Origin of the sequence: Alkaliphilus serpentinus (genome assembly GCF_009017255.1) — a bacterium.
Lineage (GTDB): Bacteria > Bacillota > Clostridia > Peptostreptococcales > Natronincolaceae > Alkaliphilus_D > Alkaliphilus_D serpentinus.
The window spans coordinates 39919-58542 of sequence record NZ_WBZB01000008.1 but is presented as its reverse complement, the minus strand read 5'-3'; the positions used below and the strand labels follow the sequence as shown (position 1 = coordinate 58542).

General features: G+C 36.5%; 16 protein-coding genes and 1 pseudogene. 13 read left to right on the top strand and 4 right to left on the bottom strand.

Annotated elements, in window-relative coordinates; translation table 11 throughout:
* The first annotated feature begins 21 nt into the window (after positions 1 to 21).
* The 5 genes from F8153_RS02370 (at position 22) to phoU (ending at position 4740) form a co-directional block, all read left to right on the top strand.
* On the top strand, positions 22 to 1047 hold the full coding sequence (locus F8153_RS02370) for a PstS family phosphate ABC transporter substrate-binding protein (RefSeq protein WP_151864751.1): 1026 nt from the start codon (positions 22 to 24) through the stop codon (positions 1045 to 1047).
* Positions 1048 to 1180: 133 nt separating this feature from the next.
* Positions 1181 to 2098 carry a phosphate ABC transporter permease subunit PstC gene (gene pstC, locus F8153_RS02365; protein WP_151864750.1) on the top strand — a complete coding sequence of 306 codons (918 nt, stop codon included), beginning with the start codon at positions 1181 to 1183 and terminating at the stop codon, positions 2096 to 2098.
* A 230-nt stretch (positions 2099 to 2328) separates the two neighbouring features.
* A complete protein-coding gene (pstA, locus tag F8153_RS02360) occupies positions 2329 to 3234 on the top strand; it encodes a phosphate ABC transporter permease PstA (protein ID WP_151864749.1) in 906 nt (301 codons plus the stop codon).
* Positions 3235 to 3251: 17 nt separating this feature from the next.
* Positions 3252 to 4037, top strand: a complete 786-nt coding sequence (pstB, locus tag F8153_RS02355; protein WP_243136870.1) for a phosphate ABC transporter ATP-binding protein PstB — start codon at positions 3252 to 3254, stop codon at positions 4035 to 4037.
* A 52-nt stretch (positions 4038 to 4089) separates the two neighbouring features.
* A complete protein-coding gene (phoU, locus tag F8153_RS02350) occupies positions 4090 to 4740 on the top strand; it encodes a phosphate signaling complex protein PhoU (RefSeq protein ID WP_151864747.1) in 651 nt (216 codons plus the stop codon).
* Positions 4741 to 4780: 40 nt separating this feature from the next.
* Here phoU and F8153_RS02345 read toward each other — a convergent pair whose 3' ends face one another.
* Positions 4781 to 6106 (bottom strand): FMN-binding protein, encoded by a 1326-nt coding sequence (locus F8153_RS02345; RefSeq protein WP_151864746.1) that lies wholly within the window; start codon positions 6104 to 6106, stop codon positions 4781 to 4783.
* A 169-nt stretch (positions 6107 to 6275) separates the two neighbouring features.
* Positions 6276 to 7679 carry a Na+/H+ antiporter NhaC gene (nhaC, locus tag F8153_RS02340; protein WP_330577590.1) on the bottom strand — a complete coding sequence of 468 codons (1404 nt, stop codon included), beginning with the start codon at positions 7677 to 7679 and terminating at the stop codon, positions 6276 to 6278.
* Positions 7680 to 8377: 698 nt separating this feature from the next.
* Here nhaC and F8153_RS15955 point away from each other — a divergent pair.
* The gene (locus tag F8153_RS15955; protein WP_192929618.1) at positions 8378 to 8545 is read left to right on the top strand and encodes a hypothetical protein; all 168 of its coding nucleotides are present in this window, start codon (positions 8378 to 8380) and stop codon (positions 8543 to 8545) included.
* Positions 8546 to 8590: 45 nt separating this feature from the next.
* Here F8153_RS15955 and F8153_RS02335 read toward each other — a convergent pair.
* Positions 8591 to 8776, bottom strand: a pseudogene (locus tag F8153_RS02335) (thioredoxin family protein); the annotation flags it as partial.
* Positions 8777 to 9142: 366 nt separating this feature from the next.
* Between F8153_RS02335 and F8153_RS02330 the strand changes: the two are divergent.
* Complete coding sequence (locus F8153_RS02330) at positions 9143 to 9991, top strand: universal stress protein (protein ID WP_243136871.1); 849 nt, start codon at positions 9143 to 9145, stop codon at positions 9989 to 9991.
* Positions 9992 to 10049: 58 nt separating this feature from the next.
* Here F8153_RS02330 and F8153_RS15950 read toward each other — a convergent pair whose 3' ends face one another.
* Entirely contained in the window at positions 10050 to 10214 is a 165-nt protein-coding gene (locus F8153_RS15950; RefSeq protein WP_192929617.1) for a hypothetical protein, read from the bottom strand.
* A gap of 264 nt (positions 10215 to 10478) precedes the next feature.
* On the opposite strand from F8153_RS15950, the gene F8153_RS02325 reads away from it, so the two are divergent.
* The 6 genes from F8153_RS02325 (at position 10479) to F8153_RS02300 (ending at position 18600) form a co-directional block, all read left to right on the top strand.
* Positions 10479 to 11906 (top strand): N-acetylmuramoyl-L-alanine amidase, encoded by a 1428-nt coding sequence (locus F8153_RS02325; RefSeq protein WP_151864743.1) that lies wholly within the window; start codon positions 10479 to 10481, stop codon positions 11904 to 11906.
* Between the two features lie 153 nt (positions 11907 to 12059).
* Complete coding sequence (locus tag F8153_RS02320; RefSeq protein ID WP_151864742.1) at positions 12060 to 12326, top strand: Veg family protein; 267 nt, start codon at positions 12060 to 12062, stop codon at positions 12324 to 12326.
* 380 nt (positions 12327 to 12706) lie between these two features.
* Positions 12707 to 13927 carry an arginine deiminase gene (gene arcA / locus F8153_RS02315; protein ID WP_151864741.1) on the top strand — a complete coding sequence of 407 codons (1221 nt, stop codon included), beginning with the start codon at positions 12707 to 12709 and terminating at the stop codon, positions 13925 to 13927.
* 58 nt (positions 13928 to 13985) lie between these two features.
* A complete protein-coding gene (argF, locus tag F8153_RS02310) occupies positions 13986 to 14978 on the top strand; it encodes an ornithine carbamoyltransferase (RefSeq protein ID WP_151864740.1) in 993 nt (330 codons plus the stop codon).
* Positions 14979 to 15102: 124 nt separating this feature from the next.
* Positions 15103 to 16062, top strand: a complete 960-nt coding sequence (gene arcC, locus F8153_RS02305) for a carbamate kinase (protein ID WP_151864739.1) — start codon at positions 15103 to 15105, stop codon at positions 16060 to 16062.
* Between the two features lie 222 nt (positions 16063 to 16284).
* Positions 16285 to 18600 (top strand): YcdB/YcdC domain-containing protein, encoded by a 2316-nt coding sequence (locus F8153_RS02300; RefSeq protein ID WP_151864738.1) that lies wholly within the window; start codon positions 16285 to 16287, stop codon positions 18598 to 18600.
* The last annotated feature ends 24 nt before the right edge of the window (positions 18601 to 18624 follow it).

Below are 18624 nucleotides of genomic sequence, written 5' to 3'. Positions count from 1 at the left end.
TCTGATGGGAGGATTTATTAAATGTTAAAGAAGCTTTCATTAATCTTATTAATAGCAGTATTGTTGATTTCTGCTGTTGCATGTGGAGGTCAAACTGAAGACGAAGCTACAACAGGTGGAGAAAATCAAGAGAATACTGCTGGAGAAAATCAAGATGTAGAAGAAACAAAGCTTGAAGGGGCAGTAATCGTAGATGGATCAGGTACTGTATATCCCTTAATGGCTCATATAGCAGAAGAATACATGACCAATGTACAACCAGACGTAAGTGTTCAAGTTGGACGTGCTGGATCAAGTGCAGGATTTAAAAAGTTCATACCAGGTGAATTAGATTTTGCAGATGCATCTAGAAAAATTAAAGATTCTGAACTAGCTCAGCTTGAAGAAAAGGGTTTAAAATTAGGTGAAGATGTTTTGGAGTTTAAGCTGGCTCTAGACGGTTTAACAATGGTTATTAATAAGGATAACGATTGGGCTCAAGAAATGACTAAGGAAGAAATTATTAACATGTATCTTTCAGGACATTATAAAGCAGATGATAAGGTTTTATGGTCAGATATCAGACCAGAATGGCCTGCTGAAGAAATCAAATTCTACGGTCCTAATGAAAACCACGGAACATACGAATTTTTCTGGGAAAAGATTTTAGATGAGCAAGAAATGGTTAAAACCGCTAACCTACAGCAAGAGTATTCAACCCTAGTGGACTTAGTTTCAAAAGATAAAAATGCAATTGCATTCTTTGGATTTGGCTACTATGTAAATAATCAAGATAAACTTACAGCAGTAAAGGTTGACTTTGGTAATGGTCCTATTGAGCCTACACTAGAGACAATAGGAGAAGATCTACCCTATAGCGGGTTTACAAGACCAGTTTTCACATATCTAAATGCACAATACGCTAAAGAAAAGCCACAGGTTCTTGACTTCGCAAAATATGTAGTATCTCCAGAAGGTGCTCAAAGATTGGCCGGTGACAATGGATTTGCTCCACTGCCTGCTGCTCAATATGAAGGATATTTAAAGCAATTAGAAGCTATTAAATAGAGATCAATAAAAGGTTTATACTTTAGGATGAGAAGCACTATGGCCTCTCATCTTAAAGTCGTTTTAAGTAAAGAATGTTTTGGTTTAAGTATATACCTTTTGTCTTAATCTTCAGTAGAAAGGATAAAACCATATGAATAATAATGTAAGAGAAATCATTCTAAAAAATAATAAGAAGCAAAAAAAATCATTAGATAACGTTATGCCGGTTATTTTTTTTACTGCAGCTCTAATTTCTATAATAACAACTATAGGAATTGTGTTAACTTTAGTATTTGATGCCCTGAAATTTTTTCGGGCGGTACCCTTCGCCGATATCTTTAGCACACAGTTGGCACCTTTAGCCGCTAATCCTAGATTTGGAATATTACCCTTAATTAATGGAACAATTCTAACATCTCTGATTGCCATGATGGTGGCCATCCCTGTAGGACTAACCTCAGCTATATATTTAAGTGAGTTTGCTACAGAAAAGATTCGAAAAAGATTAAAACCTATTATGGAGTTATTGGCGGGAATTCCTACAATTGTGTATGGATTCTTTGCCTACTCCTTTGTTACACCATTGCTAATGGCGGTGATTCCAGGATTAGAAGCAAAAAATGCCCTTAGTCCAGGAATTGTAATGGGAATTATGATTATACCCCTAGTAACTTCTCTATCAGAGGACGCTATGAACTCAGTACCCAATGCATTAAGGGAGGGGGCTTATGCTTTAGGATCAACTAGACTGGAGGTTGCTGTGAAGGTAGTGATACCTGCTGCAATTTCAGGCATTATAGCTTCCTTTGTATTGGCCATTTCCAGGGCCATTGGTGAAACCATGATTGTAACCATTGCCAGTGGCAGTTCAAAAAATTTCACCTTCGATATCACCAAGTCTATTCAAACTATGACAGCCTATATCGTGGAGTTTACCAGTGGAGATGCAGGTAGTGGAACCGTCGGTTATTACAGCCTATATGCAGTAGGATTAATATTGTTTGTCTTTACACTACTAATGAATCTATTAGCCCAGTATATTTCTCGTAAATATAGGGAGGAATACTAAGGAAGATAATTAAGTAGATAACCCAATCTATGATTGGCGTTAGTCACTTATCTAGGAATTTGCCATAAGATTTCATTAACATATCTAACTATTTTATGGGAAATTAACTAGCTACCTTATTTCAACATTCAACATTGAAAATCTTTTGAATTCAATAGTATGATAGCGATGACCTTTAAAGCTCGGTAATTGATTTACAGGGTAAACCTAAGGAAAGGAAAGGTTGCAAAATGGAATGCAAAATCACTAAAAATAATGAGCTAAATGTAGAAAATCTTAAAAAGAAAATAAAAAAACGGATTATGATTGATAAATCGGCAAAGCTAGTATTTCTATTATCAGCGTTATTCGCCTTGCTGGTATTAGGAATATTAATATATAGAATTTTTACTCAAAGCATTGGTTGGTTAGATATTCAATTCTTAACCAGTAAGCTTTCAATTTTCCCCGAAAAGGCAGGGATTTTTGGAGCGATTGTTGGGTCCTTTTTATTAATGGTAATCGTGGCTCCGGTAACAATTATTCTTGGTGTTTCGACAGCCATTTATCTAGAGGAATACTCTAGTAAGGGAAGGCTACAGACCCTAATAAAAACCAATATTTCAAATCTAGCAGGGGTGCCCTCGGTAATATTCGGACTCCTGGGGCTTACTGTTTTTGGAAGGCTATTGAATTTGGGATCCAGTATCTTAGCTGGAGGATTAACCATGTCTCTTTTGGTGCTTCCAATCGTGGTTGTAGCCAGTCAAGAGGCAATAAGAGCCGTGCCTGGTTTCTTAAGGGATGCCTCCTATGCTATGGGAGCATCAAAATGGACCACAATCAGTAGGGTAGTTTTACCGGTGGCATTGCCGGGTATTCTTACGGGATCCATATTAGCCCTCTCTAGAGCCATAGGAGAAACGGCTCCTCTGGTGGTTTTGGGAATACCAACTTTAATATTAAAAATTCCACAAAACATCATGGATGATTTTACTGCACTACCGATACAAATCTATTATTGGACTCTAGATACTGTCCTTACGGCTGAGTATGCCAATCTAGCCGCTGCTACTATAGTGGTATTATTGTTAATGCTCTTTACTCTAAACTCCATTGCAATCATTATTAGAAACAAATTTCAAAGAAGATACTAGAAATGGGAGGATTACCTTTGAAAACGATAAATGAATTAAAAGATGAGAAAAAAGCGATTTTTAGTATAAAGAACTTAAACCTTTGGTATGGAAATGATCAAGCCCTGAAGAATATTAATATAGATATAATGGAAAAAGAGGTTACTGCAATCATTGGACCTTCGGGCTGTGGAAAGTCTACCTTTATCAAAACCCTAAATCGTATGGTAGAGATGATCCCTATTGTAAAAACATCTGGAGAAATCCTTTATCATGGCAAAAATATTTTTGATAAGGGCTTTGGTGTAGAGGAGTTAAGAACTACTGTAGGAATGGTTTTTCAAAAACCCAACCCCTTTCCGAAGTCAATATATGAGAATGTTGTCTATGGTCCCAAAATCCATGGTATTAAAGATAAAAGAAAGCTCATGGAAATTGCTGAGGAAAGCTTAAAAAGTGCTGCCCTTTGGGATGAAGTTAAAGATCGTTTAAATGATAACGCCTATGGTTTGTCAGGGGGACAGCAGCAAAGGCTTTGCATAGCCAGATGTTTAGCAATCCAACCGGATGTTTTATTAATGGATGAGCCCACCTCTGCCTTAGATCCAATAGCCACCCATAGAGTGGAGGGTTTAATTGAGGAGTTAAAAAATCATTATACAATTGTTATTGTAACCCATTCTATGCACCAAGCTGCCAGAATTTCTGATAATACGGCTTTTTTCCTGTCGGGTGACCTTATTGAGTTTGGAAAGACTCAAGCCATATTCTCAAAGCCTAGAGATAAGAGAACAGAGGACTATATTACTGGTAGATTCGGTTAATTTTTGATAAAATATAAATAATAATAGTAGGATTGAAGAATGGAGGCAAGCTATGAGAAATCAGTTTCATAATCAGCTAAAGGAGCTTAATTTAAAACTACTCAAGATGGGGGCTATGGTGCAGGAAATCATAAATGAATCAGTGAAATCCTTGGCAAATCAGGATTTGGAATTAGCAAGAAAAATCTATGTAATGGATGATGCAATAGATGAAATGGAATTGGAAATAGAAATGGATTGTATGAATCTAATAGCCCTTCAACAACCGCTAGCTAAAGACCTAAGGGTAATAGGAACAATTCTTAAGATGATAACCGACCTTGAAAGAATGGGGGATCATGCAGTGAACATTGCCAAGGTTACAATTGAAATTGGGGATGAGAAGCTGATAAAGCCTTTGATTGATATCCCTAGGATGGCAAAGCTGTCTCAAGAAATGGTTAAGAAGTGTTTAGATGCCTTTATGACACTGGATGTTGATTTAGCTAGAGAGGTAGCAAATGATGATGAGGCAGTGGATGAAATATACGAAGAAATTTATACAGAGCTTATTAATATGATGATAGAGAACCGAATGATTGTAAAGCAAGCTACAAACCTTATATTTGTAGGGAGGTATCTAGAAAGAATTGCAGATCATGCAACCAACATAGGGGAAAGAATCATTTATATTGTAACGGGAGAAAACGTAGAGATTAATTGATATAAGAAGGGCCTGAGGTTTATCCTCAGGCCTTTTGTTATTATTTCTTAGCTTGGTTTAATGCATCTTGAAGGGCTGCTTTAGCACCATCACTTGATATCGTTGCTTCGGTTACTGTATCTACTTCAGCTGATTGATTTGCAATTGCTTGCTCAATGATCTTTTCAATGGCTTTATCGCCAATTCCAGGAGTTTCATCCATCGCTACGATGCTAATATTGGTTATTTTACCACCTGCAATTTCTACCTGAAGCTTAATGTCTCCGTAAAATCCTTCACCTTGACCAGTATAAGTACCATCCTTATAAGGAGAAGCTGGAGCTGGTGCTGGAGCTGGTGCTGGAGCAGGAGCAGAAGCTTCTTCTTCCTCTTCTTCGGCTGGAGCTTCCTCTTCCTCAGCTTCGCCTACTGCATTAGGATCAATAGCTTCACTTGCTAAAGCTGCTATAACAGCATCAATTGTTCCTTGGCTTGATTTAGTAGCACCTGTGATGGCATCCACCTCTGTAGATTGATATTCCATAATCATAGTAGCTGTATCTTCAGCAGCTGTGTCTCCCATATTGGCAGTATCGATAATTTCTAAGATTTCAATAGCTGAGATTTTTGTCTCTTCTACAGTTACTCTTACTTTTATATCTCCCTTAAAGCCTTCGCCAACGCCTTCGTATACACCATCAACAAAGGTCATAGCTTCTGGAGTTTCTGCTACAGCAGGTGCTTCTTCAAGGCCTAAAGCAACCTTTATTGCTTGAATCAGACCGTTACTTGTACCAGTAGCCCCAGAAACAGTATCAACATCCACTGATTGGGTTTCAATTACTTTTGCTGGTATAGTAGTAATTGCTGGATCACTGATGCCTTTTGTTTCACTATGGTCTAAAACTTCAATTGCAGTAATTTTTCCGCCTGCAACTTCAACCTTAACCTTAATATCCCCAGCATAGCCTTTTCCTACACCTTCATGGGTTCCGTCTGGGAAAGCACCGCCAGCTTCGCCAGATGCCTTCGCGAGGGCCTTCTTAACAGCTTCTATTATACCTTTACTGGATACTGTTGCCCCAGTTTCCACATCAACATCTGCAGATTGTGCTTCAACAATCTTTGCAGGTATACAGGTTATTGCTGGATCGCTGATACCGGCTGATTCGCTATGGTCTGTAACTCCGATAGAAGAAATTTTTCCTTCTTCTATAACAACTTCTACTTTAATATCGCCACCATAACCCTTACCTACTCCTGTGTAGCTTCCGTCTGTGTAACCTGGCACCTCTGCATCTTTATTAGATAAAGCTGTACAGCCTGCTAAGATAGCAACTGTCAATAAAGGCAATAGTATTATAGCTACAATTTGCTTCTTGTCCATTTAATGCACCTCCTATTAATTTAACATATATATAATATCATATTAATTGAGGAATTTAAATATTAATTAACAATCTTTATATATTAAAATTATTTATAACGAATAATTCTCCATTAAAGAAAAAAACCAGTAATCCCATTGGGATTACTGGTTAAATATTGACTATATGCTATGCTGTTGCCTTTTCTTTTTCGATAGTTGGTATGGTTATACCAAGGTATGCATAAATAACATTTACAATTGGTAATAGTAAATTCAAGAATGCATAGGGTAGATAGGTGAAGGGATGTACCCCTAAGGTTTCATACATATAAACCCCGCAGGTATTCCATGGAATTAATGCAGAGGTAACAGTACCAGATCCCTCTAGGGCTCTTGATAGTACCTTAGGATGAATACCCTTTTCGGCATAGGCATCCTTATACATTCTACCAGGAATTACGATTGAAAGATACTGCTCACCAGCCAATATGTTAACGGCTATAGATGAGACAACAGTTGCTAAAACTAAAGAACCGGTACCCTTAGCAAATTTAAGCATTGAGTTTACAACAGCATGAAGCATTCCGGTTTTCTCCATAACTCCACCAAAGGCTAAGGCTATAAGAATCAATGAAACTGTCCACATCATTCCGTCTAAACCGCCTTTACTTAGCAAGTCATCAACTATTGGAACTCCAGAATCTAATACATACCCATAATGGGCGGCATCGATGATAGCTCCCATGCCAGCACCTTGGAAAAGGGCTGCAAATATTCCACCAAGGATTGTTCCGCCAATTAAACCAGGAATAGCTGGTATTTTCAATACTACGATAACAATAACAAGGATCGGTGGTATTAATAATAATAATGAAATATCGAAGTTAGCTGAAATTGTTGATAATATCAAATCTATTTGTACGATATCTAATTCTCTACCTGCGTATCTTAAACCTAGAATAGCATATAATATTAAAGATATTACTAAAACAGGTACTGTAGTATAAATCATGTGTCTTACGTGCTCAAATAATGTAGTTCCTGCCATTGCAGGAGCCAAGTTTGTAGTATCTGATAGAGGAGACATCTTGTCTCCGAAGTAAGCACCAGAAATGATAGCACCAGCAACCATGCCTACTGGAATGCCTAAGCCTGTGCCAACCCCTATTAGAGCAATACCTACTGTTGCTGCTGTAGTCCAGGAGCTTCCAGTTGCTAAAGAAACGATACAACAGATAAGACATGCAGCAAATAGAAAGATTCCAGGTGATAGTATTTGTAACCCATAGTAAATCATAGTAGGAACTGTTCCACTTAAGATCCAGGTTCCGACGATGGTACCAATTACCATCAGTATCAGAACGGCCTGCATGGCCATTTTAATGGTATCGATCATACCCTCTTCAATTTCAGACCATTCAAAGCCTAGCATTGTTACTGCTATTCCTGCCGCAAGTATGGTTGAGGCTATTAGAGGTATATGAGGATCGGCTCCATAAACTCTGATGGCAACAGCTAAAGTAACAATTAAGAATATAATTACAATAAGAGCGTGCCAAATGGTGGCTTGTTTTTTTACCTTAATACTCATTAAATTTTCCTCCCTTTTTTAAAAAATCATGCAAAAATTCTCTCTAAAAAGTAATCTCCCTCCCCTTATTTTTATTATTGGTATATCAGAATAATACCATATGGGGAAGTCAATTTCAAACTAATTAGAATTATTTGACAATAAAAAATATTTAAATCATAAAAAAAAATATATATTTAATATATATACTCAAAGGAATTTTGCAGGTTCTGTCATTAATTATAAGCGAATATGAATAAAAATACAATTAACTATATCTGTAAAGAATGATTTAAGGTGTTAAGCAAATAATAAAATTGGGTAGATAATATTTAAAGGAATTAAGAATGAGGAATGAAGAATTAAAAGTTAAAATCCAGTAGTGCTTTATTTGATTTTCAACCTTCAATCTTTAACTTTTAATTTCTAATAGTTCAACATTCATCATTTAGAAAAATCCTAGTTGAACAACATGAAAATCATGGATGAAACTATTGACATAATCTATTATTCTGCATATAATGAAAATATACACACCCCCCGGGTAAGGGGGTTATGATAAGAAAATAATTCTATAGGGAGGTATAGATATGTTTATTAACGTAACTCAGGAAGCTAAAGAGGTAATTTCCAAGCAGAATCCAGATGGAAAAAAGGTTAGGGTATATGTAAGCAGCGTTACCTGAGGTGGCCCCAAATTTGGCATATCTCTGGATGAGATGAAGGATTCAGATGTTGAAAAGGAAGTTGAAGGGATTCAATTCATTATTGAAAAGGGCCTAGATAATCAGTTTGAGGGCATTGAAGTAGATTATAGACAAAATATGTTTAGCAAAGGCTTTGCCATAACCTTACAGGGCTCTAGAGGCGGCGGTTGCGGACACTAGGAATATTATAAAAAAAGATAGAATCCAATTGGATTCTATCTTTTTTTATATGTACTTTGAGATAATTTCCTTTGCTTCGGCTACTGTGGGAATTCTGCCACTAAGAACTACCTTTCCATTGATCATTAAGGCAGGTGTGCTCATAACACCTAAAGATAAAATTTCAGCCATGTCCCCAATCATCTCGAATTCATCATTAATTCCAAGTTCAGTTAAGGCCTTGTCAACGACAGGCGCTAATTTACTACCTCCTCAGCAAATTTGTTCCAAAAGTTTAATTTCCATAATTTAACCCTCCGTTTTTTATATATTTATAGTGGAGTGATATACTCCTTCTAAAATTGATTACATTACTATAAAAGTTTAGAATCGTACCAACAAATAAGATAGATATAATTATATTACCACATTTTTTATCATTGAAATCATAATTTAAAATATATTTAATAATGGAATATGAATCAAGGTCTATTGAAGCAGATAACAAAGAAATTTAAAGTAAAGGATATTTGGTTTTTAATTAAAGTGTTTTACTTAGTTAAAATAAGGAAATAAATAAAATAAAGGAGTTCTATATGAGGAGTGGTAAATGTGTTTATGAAAAAAGTTCTAATTGCTACAGATTTCTCACCAGCAGCAGAGGCGCTACTAAACTGTATAGATGAGTTTAAAAGGATGGGGCTAGAAGAGGCAATCCTCGTTCATGTCATTGACATTAGATTTGGTGAGGAGACCATAATCGACCTGCAACTTGAAGCTATCAAAAAGCTAGAGTCCATCGGCAAAAAGCTGGAGGCCTACGGAATTAAAACAAAGAAATATACCCCCGTTGGCTTTGCGGCTACAGAAATCGTCCAAATTGCTCGAACAGAGGAAGCATCGTTAATTCTTATCGGATCTAAAGGGAAAAGCGTATTAAAAGAGGTTTTTTTAGGCAGTACAACCTTCGATGTAATACGCTTGGCGGATGTGCCGGTACTGGTGGAAAAGTATAATAAGCATCAAGGTCATGTTAAAAATGTTTGTATAAACAAGTTCCAAAAGATTCTTATACCCATGGATTTTTCAGATTACTCTACTGCCATAATAGAAAAAGTAATGACAATTTCACCCAATATAATAGAAGAAATCATATTACTATCGGTGGTGGAGCAGGGTGAAACCTTAGAGGAAATAGAAGATGCTAAGAAGCAGTATAGAGAGCTATTAGAGGAGATCGCTGGTGAATTTAGAGATTTCGGAATCAGGGTTAAAGTTGAGGCTAGGGAAGGCATACCATCAGTTGCCATCACAGAGCTTGCCAATGAAGAGGAAGTGACCTCCATTGTCATGGGAACCAGAGGGAGGGGCCTAATAAAAGCCCTACTTTTAGGGAGTACCTCCGATGCTGTTGCAAGAATATCAAAAAGGCCGGTGATTCTAATCCCAGTTAACGCTACTAAATAGAATTAAGACCATGAAAAAACCTTAAAACAAAGGAGTAATCCGTTGCTTTAAGGTTTTATTAATTTCCAGCAGCTATTGTATATGTAGTACCATCCTCTAGGATTTTCAATATTTGCATTTTAGATTTTCTAGTAAAGAAGATCTCTATAAAGCAGATGCTACAAAAATATCTAGATTTGCTCAATCGTCCTGTATCTTCATTACCACAAATAGGACACTTCATGATATCCCCCCTAGCTAAAATCCTATCTATCTGTATTTTAGCTTCAAAATTTTTCAAAATATCCCCATTTATACTACCATAATTATAATATAAACGAGACCTCCTTCGCAAGGAATATTTTGAGTATTGAAATTTTTTCGATATATGCATATATTAATATATTTATGCACAGGAAATTTGAAAATTTCATATTATGTATTACTTAGAGTTATTGTAGGTACTTGATTATAGATAATTATCTAAAGACTAAGGGAGGTATATAATTTGGAAAATAACATGGGGCCTGCCCTTCACATATATATTCCCACTGAAGATAAAGTAGTTACAAAAACAATAGAGGATTTCACCAAAGAGCTGGTGGCTTGGAGTATTCCTATAGACTTTCACCTAGAGGCATTAAAATGCCAAAGCATTATTATGCGTACTAGTATCGTGCGTAAAATTAAACGCTACGGTGGAGTCAGTAATGAAGATATCCCCTGTGGTGATTTATCTATAGAGGATTACAAAGGCATTAAACCACTGGAGGAGTATGAAGAAATCTGGAGAGACCAATATCAGGATTATATAAAAAAAATTCATAAGGCTGTAGATGAAACCCAAGGGAAAATTATAACCTTTAATGGTAAAGCAATAGATAGTAGATACCATGTAGCCTGTGGAGGTTCCACTGAAAATAGTGAAAACGTAGATGGAAATGTTGTTTTTTACTTAAGACGTGTTTTATGCAGACATTGTAGTGAAAGTCCATATCTACTAAACTATGTGGATATTCCATTGGAGGATATTGAAAAAAAAGCCAAGGTTCACTTTCCCAATGATAGCAGTGATCGAAATATGGAAATAGAAGATATTTTAGATAACATTCTAAGGGATTCCCATGGAAGGGTTATTAACTTAGAGGTAGCTGGTAAAATTTATGAGGGCAAGAATTTCGCAAAGCTATTAAATCTTAACTCCACTAGATTCAGCTGGAGGCCAAAGGTCCTCCGTTTTTTCACCAGTGGTAAAGGAGAAGGTTTAGGCTTTTGTCAGTTCGGGGCTGAGGGTTTGGCCAAAGAGGGGAAGCAGGCTGAGGAAATCTTAAAATATTATTATACAGGCATTGAAATTGAAAAATTCCATCATACATGTATAAAATTTCCCTTAAAGGGCAAAGTAATCGTGATTGATGCTGGGCATGGTGGAGATCATGGAGAAGATTATAAAGGAACCTTAGGATTAAGGGAAAAGGATGTAAATTTAGATATTGCTATTAAGCTGAAGGAGAGGCTTAAAGAATTGGGGGCAGAGGTTTATTTAACTAGAATAGAAGATCGATTTGTTCCTTTAGGTGAAAGGGCCCAATTAATTAATAGCATTAAGCCCTTATTTTTTTTAAGTATTCATCAGAACTATTTAAAAAACTCTACGATATCTGGAACAGAAATATATTATTACAGAGGAGATAAAGAAGCTGAAGCCTTAGGTAGACTTATAATGGATTCGATAGTCAAAGCTGTAGATACAATAGATCGGGGAATGAAGGTTGCCGAATTTTCACTATTAAGAGATTCCCGTGTCACTGGTCTTCATATTGAGGTTGGTTATTTATCCAATCCCAGTGATGAAAGGAAGCTATCAACAGTTGAATTTATTGATAATTTAGTTATGGCTATGGTGGAGGGGATTTCTAGCTATTTTAACTTATAAATATCTAATTAGATATATACTTGGATTAAAACCATTGATAAAAAATATTTGACAAATTGATGCTTCAAATTATATAATATAAATTTATGAATTTGACAAATACCATGAAACATGTTATTATTATAATGTTAAAATGTGAAAGAAGGTGATTTTTTGGCAACTAGAACCACCCTGAATGAGATAAAGAGAAATATCGAGGGTTTCGTTGGGCAAAAGGTTACGTTAAAGGCAAATAAGGGAAGAAAAAAGATTATGGTTAGAGAAGGTATCTTAGAGAACACCTATCCCAACATATTTGTCGTATTAATTGACGGAGGCTTTGATTCGGTTAGAAGAGTTTCTTATAGTTATTCAGATATATTGACAGAGACTGTTGAAATAACAATTTGTAAAGATAACCAAAGAATTAAAGTAAGTTAATTAATCCACCAGGAAGGTGGATTTTTTTTGCCTTTTTATCTGATTTTTTGGGGGATTAAAAAATCTTTTATAAGCTGAAAATTATGTTTATTCAGTAATCCATTCCTTCAAAATAATTAGGATTTGTGGAGGATGAAGGTATATGGTTGTGTAAAGGAGAATAGAAAAAAATGATTTAAAAACCTGGTGAATAATGTTTCAGCAATATACATTTAATGAATAAAAGTTTAGAAAACCTTATAAAATAGCCACTTGATTTGTGTATAAAAAAAATATATACTGGTGGTAGAAATGGAAACCAAATAACCAAAATATAATTACCCTTAAATAGTGTAGTAAAAATACTTCTATTAAGGAAAAATGAAAGGGGCTGCCAAAAGATGAAAGAGGGATTTCTTAATGTAACCTCCGAAATTGGTAATTTGAAGGCTGTATTGCTTCATAGACCTGGCAAAGAACTTGAAAGACTAACTCCGGAATATCTTCATGAGTTACTATTTGATGATATTCCATGGTTAAAGAAGATGCAAAAGGAACACGATGAATTCGCCCGCCAAATGGAGGCAAGGGGTACTAAGGTTTATTATTATGAAGAATTACTGGCTGAGGCAATAGAGGATCAGCATATTCGACAGCTATTTATTTCCGACGTAATTAAGAACTCTAATATTGCCAATCTGCAATTAGAAAGGATCATCGAGGAGTACCTACAAACTCTAAAGCCAGAGGCGATTGTAGAGATTGCTATAGCTGGGCTTCATAAAACAGATCTTCCAGAAATAGAGAGGGAGCTTCATTTAGTAGATCATATCAAAAAAAGCTATCCCTTCTATATAAATCCTCTGCCCAACCTTTACTTCACCCGTGACCCTGGTGTTGTTATAGGCAATGGATTATCCATTAATAAAATGAAAACTCCAGCAAGAGATCGTGAAACCATGTTTTTAGAGTATATATACCGGTATCATCCTCTTTTTAAAAAGGAATCAACTCCACTCTGGTATGACTATAAAGAGACCTTCAGTATAGAGGGGGGAGATGTTCTGGTATTAAGCGATTCTGTTGTGGCCATTGGCTGTAGTGAAAGAACCTCAGCTAGGGGAATAGAGATTTTGTCAGAAAGACTTTTTGAAAATAGTAATATAAAGCAGGTTTTAGCTATTCATATCCCCTTTACAAGGGCCTATATGCATTTAGACACAGTATTTACAATGATTGATTATGACAAATTTACAATTTATCCAGGGGTAGAGGGCTTATTAAAGGCCTATCAATTAACACCTGGAAAAACCGTACCTAAGGTAGAGCCGATGGAAAGCTTAAATGTTGCCCTTAAGAAGGCATTGAAGCTACCAGCAGTAGATCTGATACAAAGTGGTGGCGGAGATGAGATAACAGCAGCACGGGAGCAATGGAATGACAGTACCAATACTCTGGCCCTGGCTCCTGGAAGGGTGGTTACCTACAACCGAAATGAGGCTTCAAATGAGACCCTAAGAAACCATGGGATAGAAGTTGTAGAAATAGAAGGTTCAGAATTGGTTAGGGGTAGAGGGGGCCCAAGATGTATGTCGATGCCCCTAGTAAGGGAAGGCTTATAATAATGAAATAAAAGACAATAAGGTTTCTTATAATAAAATTACAAAGGAGGATTTACCAATGCCAGTGAATTTAAAAGGAAGAAGCTTAATAACTTTAAAAGACTATACTCCCGAGGAAATTAAATACCTACTAAATTTATCTAAGGAGCTTAAGGCAAAGAAACGTATAGGTGGTAAGGAAAAGCTTTTAGATGGAAAGAACATTGTTCTATTATTCGAAAAAGCCTCCACTAGAACCAGATGTGCCTTTGAGGTTGCAGCTCTAGATGAAGGAGCCCACGTAACCTTCCTTGGCTCCAATGATTCACAAATGGGTAAGAAGGAATCCTTAGAGGATACAGCAAAGGTTTTAGGAAGATTTTACGATGGAATTGAATTTAGAGGCTTTAAGCAGGAAACCGTTGAGCTTTTAGATAAGCACTCAGGTGTACCTGTATGGAATGGTTTAACCGACATGTACCATCCAACTCAAATTTTAGCCGACCTCCTAACCATTATGGAGCATGTTAACAAGCCATTAAACAAAGTGAAGTTTGTGTATGTAGGAGATGCTAGAAATAATATGGGCAATTCCTTAATGATTGGTGCTGCTAAAATGGGTATGGATTTTAGAGCCCTTGCACCAAAGGCCCTTTTCCCAGCTGAAGATCTAGTGGCAGAAATGAAGGTGGTAGCTGCTGAAACCGGTGGAAAAATTACCCTTACTGAGGACGTAGCAGAAGCAGTAAAAGACGCTGATGTAATTTATACAGATGTATGGGTTTCAATGGGCGAAGAAGACCAATTCGAAGAAAGAATCAAGCTTCTTATGCCATACCAGGTGAATATGGAAATGATTAAGGCTACTGGAAATTCAGATGTGATATTCATGCATTGCTTACCTGCCTTCCACGATTTAGAGACAAAGGTAGGAAAGGAAATCTATGAGAAGTTTGGTTTAGAGTCAATGGAGGTTACAGACGAGGTGTTTAGAAGCAAACACTCTGTTGTATTTGATGAGGCTGAAAATAGAATGCATACAATAAAAGCAGTAATGGTGGCTACTTTATAACATTCTAATTCTTAAAGATTTACATAGAGCAATTAGATATGGAAGAATAGCAATAAAACAATTTCCTCCATGTCTTTTTGTTATTGAAAAATAGAGTTTTCACAAAGGAAAAGGAGAGGAAAAAATGGTAAATCAGAAAAGTAGAATTGTTTTAGCCCTTGGGGGTAACGCTCTACAGGCTAATCCTAAGGATACAAGGGCTGAGGCTCAGATCGTTACAGCAGCACAAACAGCTAAGCCTATTGTTGATTTAATTGAGGGAGGCCATGAATTAATCCTTGCCCACGGCAATGGCCCACAGGTGGGACAAATAGTAGGCACCTATGAGTCAGCAGCAGCTGGAAATCCTAGCCTACCTGTAATGCCCTTCCCAGAGTGTGGTGCCATGAGTCAAGGATACATAGGCTATCACCTTCAACAGGCTGTAAGACAGGAAATGGTTAATAGAGGTAATCATAAATCCGTTGCCACCATTGTTACCCAAGTAGTAGTAGATGAAAAGGACGAGGCCTTTAAAAATCCTACTAAGCCCGTAGGCTCCTTCTTTACAGAGGAGGAAGCAAAGGTATTAGAAAAGGAAAAGGGCTACACCATGAAGGAGGATGCAGGTAGAGGCTGGAGAAGGGTAGTAGCTTCACCGATTCCTGTAGATGTTGTTGAAGCCCCTGTTGTTAAAACCTTGGTTGAGGCTGGTCATGTTGTCATCACAGTAGGTGGCGGTGGTGTACCTGTTGTCAATAGAAATGGCAGCTTAGAGGGGATTCCGGCAGTAATTGATAAAGATTTTGCTTCTGAAAAAATAGCTGAAATTCTAGACGCTGACTTCTTAATTATTTTAACAGCGGTGGAGCAGGTGGCAATTAACTTCAATACTCCTCAGCAAAAGAATCTTGATAGAATTACCATAGAAGAAGCAAAAAAATACATTGAAGAAGGACATTTTGCTCCTGGATCAATGCTACCAAAAGTTAAGGCCGCCCTTAAATTTGTTGAGTCTAAGCCTGGTAGAAGAGCTCTTATTACATCTTTAGAAAAGGCCAAGGAAGGTATTGAAGGTAAAACTGGAACTATAATAGTGGCATAAAAATCAGGACAGGATCTAGTCAAAAGTAGATGCTGTCCTTTTTTAAAAATTAATTATTACATTTAATTAACAATTGGAACTTTTTATGGAAAATATACGTCTATATGGATAGACCATCAAATAAGGTCCATTTTACAGTTTAATTACAGTTGCATATAATTGTAATTTATGTAAAAATTATATTGTATACATAAAGGATAAAGGAAAGAAGGAGTGATAAAAATGAAGCTAAAAAAGGCAGTAAGTATTACATTAGTTGCAGGTTTGTTGGTTTCTAGCCTTGGCTTTGCCTATGGTAATGAAGAAGTAAGTGAACCTGAGATTAGACAATCAAAGGCAGTAAAGGCAGTTAAGCAGACTATCGAAATTTCAGAAGAAAAGGCAGAAGCCCTAGCCAAAGATTATATAAAGGATTTCTTTGGCCAAGATGTTGATACCAGCACCTACGAAAAAAGAGTTGAGTATGGCCCATACTGGGGTAGCCAAGGTGAATATACATGGATGATTAGCTACCATAAGTATACTAGAGACTCAAGTAATAGCTTTGAAATTGTACTAAAGGCAGACACTGGAGAAATAAAACAGATATACAGATACAAATATGATAGGGAAACAGAAAACAATGTGACAAAATACAACAGAGATGAGCTAAAAGAGGTTGCTGAGAATTTTCTAAAGAAGGTTAACCCCACCCTGACGAATGAGCTGGTTTATGATGAGAACCAACAATATTATACTTACTACTCATCAATGGGCTTAAGACCTACTCAATATCACTATAACTTTACAAGAGTAGAGAATGGTATAAAGGTAGCTGGTGATGGGGTAGCTATAGGTGTTGATAGTGGCACAGGAGAGGTTGTAAGCTATTCCTACAATTGGTCAGATGATCAACTACCCACCACCGAAGATATAATCTCTATTGAAGAAGCAAGAGAGCTATATAAGGATGAAATAACCCTACAATTATCATACCTTCCTAAGCGTGGAGACTATTATTACATGTACCAGCCTGAAACAGAGGAAATTAAAATTGTTTATAATCCAGTAATGGAAAGGGGTTATTTACTAGACGCCGCAACGGGAGAATTTATCAATGGCTATGGATCAGCAAATGAAGGCATAACAACAATTGATATAACCGATGCTCAAAGAAAAGAATTTGAAGGCGTTAAAGCTGAAAAGGTTGAAAGGGAAAAGGAGCTAACTCAAGAGGAAGCTACTGAGATGGCTACTGAAATCCTAAATGATTTATATCAGCAGGAGGTAAAAATCCAGCATACCAATTTTTCAACCTACTATAGAGGTAACACAAGAAGAAGAACCTGGAATATAAACTTTACCCTAAATGATAATAACTATGTTCATGGTTCTATTGCAATAGATGCATTGACGGAAGAGATTATGAATGTACATTACTATGATTATAGAGCTATGGAAAAGATGATGTATGAAAAGCCTATGGAAAAGGAAGATTCCTACGAAGTTGAAGCCTTAGAATATCCAGATGCCTATAACAAAGCAATAGAAATCATTAAAAAGCTGTACCCAGATAAGCTAGATAATATCCAAACTGAGCAAACCTACCATGGCAATCACTATCACCCAGAATTCTATTTTAACTTTAATAGAATAGAAAATGACATACCTTATCATTACAATCATATATCTGTGTCCATAAATGCTACAACCGGTTTACCTCAGAGTATTTATTTCAGATGGGACGATGTAGAGCTACCAAAGCCAGAAGGATTGCTTCCAGAAGAAACCATATTAAGTAAGTATACAGAGGATATTAATTTACAGTTACAGTATACAAAAATATATACTCATAATTATCCAGAGCCACCCACCTTTGAAACTAAATTGGTATATGCAAATACAGGCCTAGTAAGCACTGGAATGTTTAATATTATCGATGCGGTCACTGGAGAGTATTTAAACTATAACGGCCAAACCATTAAAGAACACAATAAGAGAAATGACCAATTCAATGACATTATTGAAGGCCATGAGGCAGAAAAAGAGCTTAAGATTATGATTGACAATGGAATGCTGGATTTAGATAAATACTCCTTGCAGGATGCTATACCTAAGAAAGAGGTAATAAAAATGATGGTATTAGCCAATGGCTACTATCACCATATGATTGCTGAAGCTGGTGACTTAAAGTTCTTAGATGTAGACAAAAATGATGAATATTATCAATACATTCAAGCGGCAGTATATCAAGGGATATTAACAGATGAAGAGGTTGAACTTGGATTGAATGAGACTGTTACGAGGGAAGAATTGGCTGAAATGCTAGTGAAATTGGTAAGGCTTGAGAAAATTGCTGAGGTTGAGGGAATCTATACCCTTCCTGTAGATGATGTAGATGAGATAAACTCAGATTTACTTGGCCATATAGCATTAGTCTATGGAATGGAAATCATGGGGGATGTTGATGGAAGCTTTAGTCCTAAGGCTGAAGCCACCATGATAGATGTAGCCATCGGAATCTACAGAGCCTTTAGCAAGTTGGGTATTCGATACTAATCAGCTGATTTAGGATTAAATATA